Raw genomic sequence first — 3,111 nt, 5'->3', positions numbered from 1 at the left:
TTAATAGTTCTGTTAGTTTATTATACTTTTCGTAAGTAGCTCTATTAACTTCAAATTCTGCATTTTGAGTTATATGAAATAAAGCTCTAATGGCTTCGTCATTAATTTTATCTCCAGCTCCTACCCAAGCAGTAATAGCTAATATGTCTTTACCTACTGTTTCTTGATGTTCCTATATATAATTTTCTATAGTTGGACTATTAACAGATATACCAATTCTTCTAATTTCTTCAGCAGACTACTTAGTAATCATATTATTAACATTGTTAGCTCCTACATTTAGAATAGTCTGCATTCTTTTTGCTTCCTTTAATAAATTTCTATATAGATTTTCTCCAACTATATATTTATATTCCTCTGTAGCAGATAAAGTATTAACACATTCATCTAACATTGGACAATAGAAATTAAAGAAATCTTGTTTTAGATCTAACAACTACTTTAGTGTCATTTTATCCTACACTCCATTTACTACATCTCTGATTTGTCTTATAGTAGATAGTATATCATATTTAGTACTATATATAAAGTTAGTTATGTTCTAAATCCTATCTACTGTTCTATTTTCTAATTCAGATATTTGTAATGTTAAAGCTGCTTTAAATTCATCTGTAACATTAGTATCTTTTTTATTCAGAGTATATAATCTGGCTTTAAGACCATCGTGTATTTTCTGTATTACTTTTTCCAATTCTTTCTCAAGATTTTCTTTAGTAGCATAATCATATTTATCAAAATACTATCTATATGCTTCTATATATTCTTGTACATCTTGCTGATATCTTTCATCTAGACTATTAGCTAAGTAATACTATAAGGATTCATCTAGCTCTGACCCTTTTATTCTGTTATCAGAAGTAGAAAAAGAACCAGAATTATCAATAGATTTTATCTAATTTGGTCTAGTAGCAACATATACAGTTTGATTTACTTTCTAGTTATCATCAAAATTTGTAAACACTACCCCACTGTTATCCTATTCTGATACCCTGTTTACTATTGGTACAAATCCTTCGCCACTGTCTCTTAATTGCTATTTTGTACCACTGTGTTTCTCTAAATTTCTCACATTTAAAAATACTGGTATACCAATCGTTCGACCTAGCAGCCCATCTGATTGTTTTTCAGTAAAGAAAAATGCATTTTTAGTTCCGCCTTTAACTTTAGAAAAATAATTATCAAAATTAGCTGAAAACTCACTTAATTCTGGATTATTTGTATAGTGATATACCAATTTCGGTTCCCCGTTTTCATCTACTATTTTAGAGGAATTGTTAGGATCATGTAACCAGTCTCCAAACCACATTTTAAACGTTTCTGTAAAGGTTTTAGCTTTTCCTTTTATAGCAGCAGCTCTATCACCATTGTAATACTACAGTAAGTCTGAAAATAGCTTAGACGGTTTACCATCTTTTGTCTAATCAATAGGATTACCATTGTTTTCATTCCAGATATGGTAGGCGCCAATTTCGCCTACCAATTCTTTTAATTCATTAAATTCTTTTAGGACATTCTTATCACTAAAATTTGGACATATAATCATAATTATTTACCTTTACAGTTTTTATAAGCTTCATCGTTAAATTTCATATCTTGAACAGTATCAGTCCCAGTATTCATATCTGTAATTATATCTTGTACCTATTCATACTGAGTAATACCAGCATTTAATATAGAATCAAAGTATGGACTTTCTCCAAACACATCATCAGTTATTTCTGTAAAATTCAATACATCGTCACTTATTATAGTCTAAGTTCCATCTTCCATATCTACTTGCATATCTGATAACGTAACAGAATCATCTTGTCCTACCGTTATTGTAGAAATTTGTTCGTCTACTTCTCCATAAGTAGTAGAAGACTAAGTATCTTCTGTATTATGTATTTCATTAGATGCTTCTAAATCTGAACCTACTGTTGTAACTTCCGGCTCTTCCAAACTAACTGTTTCTTGTTTTTCTACAGTATTAATTACTATAGCATCTGAAGATTCATACACTAAAGTGGTATGATTTTTATTTGTCATAGGTTCAAAAAATTTCTAGACTAATTGTTCTATTTGTCCATTGTTCCAAATAGCTTCTTTAGGCAAAGCATTTTCTTCAAACGCAGATTGTTCCCCAGATTGTTTTTGATATTCATAGTACACTTTTCTATCATCTTTTGTACCAAGTGCAGGTATAATTTTATATACAGATTGTTTTGTATTTTTTACTGGATCACCATTTTCATCAGTTTGATATACTGTTGCTACTTTCTGATACAATATATAACTATTGATGTCATTAGGATTAAGTTGAATCTTAATAAATGGTTGATTAGCTCTCCAACTACTAAATACTGCTGGCATTGGTTTAGAATCAGGCTTTATTTGAACTAATGTGCCATATTTATTATCGTAATTACTTAATTGATACGGATTAACTATCTTATCGTTTCTATAAGCATTTCTAGCTATTTCTGTAAATAACTCTGTAAAGTTATTATTCTGCATGTTTTCAGAATTAAAACCAAAATAGTCCATACCTACTAATTTATCATTATTAAGTATTTCTATAGCAGCTTTAATTGCATCTGAATAACCTTTTTGTTTCTTCCAAGCAGTAGTTATTACATCGAAGAATGAATCAGTACTTCTATTATCGAAACTAGTTAAGTAAGCATACACACCTAATCTATTAGCAAACTTTCTTATACTTTCATCTTCACAGTCTAGTAGATCTTGATATGCTGACAGTAATCTGTTTTCATAAGTAGCAGTATTAGTTAAAGCATTATCTGCTGTTACTATTCTATCGTATTTCTAGTTAGTACCATCAGATGCATATTCTTGTAGATAGTTAAGTAACTCATTCTTAATATGACCATTGAACGCAATTGCTGGTAAATCATTACGTTTTCTTAAATCATTTTTAATCTAAGTTAACCTTTTAGCTATACTTTTAGGTCCTCTTAACATATTAAGGAATTTCTTATCGCTAATATTAAAGTCCTCAACTGCATTCACTACAGCTTTAGTTCTTAGTGAGGTAGTTAATATTTTTGATAATTCAGCTACAGTGTTTTTATCTGAAGAATTACCTAAAAAGAAGTCACATGCAGCATTAAA

The 3,111-nt window shown here is 29.5% G+C and carries 4 protein-coding genes; all 4 read right to left on the bottom strand.

The window, feature by feature from the left end:
• Positions 1 to 1,033: 1,033 nt before the first annotated feature.
• Positions 1,034 to 1,306, bottom strand: a complete 273-nt coding sequence (locus tag GH664_RS22085; protein ID WP_153170255.1) for a hypothetical protein — start codon at positions 1,304 to 1,306, stop codon at positions 1,034 to 1,036.
• 557 nt (positions 1,307 to 1,863) lie between these two features.
• Entirely contained in the window at positions 1,864 to 2,028 is a 165-nt protein-coding gene (locus GH664_RS22080; protein WP_153170254.1) for a hypothetical protein, read from the bottom strand.
• A gap of 15 nt (positions 2,029 to 2,043) precedes the next feature.
• Positions 2,044 to 2,670, bottom strand: coding sequence for a hypothetical protein (locus GH664_RS22075; RefSeq protein ID WP_153170253.1), 627 nt, complete (start codon positions 2,668 to 2,670; stop codon positions 2,044 to 2,046).
• Positions 2,671 to 2,919: 249 nt separating this feature from the next.
• Positions 2,920 to 3,111 (bottom strand): hypothetical protein (locus tag GH664_RS22070; RefSeq protein WP_228111675.1); only part of this gene is annotated, 192 nt, incomplete at its 5' end.

Origin of the sequence: Thauera sp. 2A1, from assembly GCF_009469595.2 — a bacterium.
In the GTDB taxonomy this organism is placed as follows: Bacteria; Pseudomonadota; Gammaproteobacteria; order Burkholderiales; family Rhodocyclaceae; genus Thauera.
Note: the sequence above shows the minus strand (reverse complement) of the source record. Positions and strands in the feature narration are given on the sequence as shown.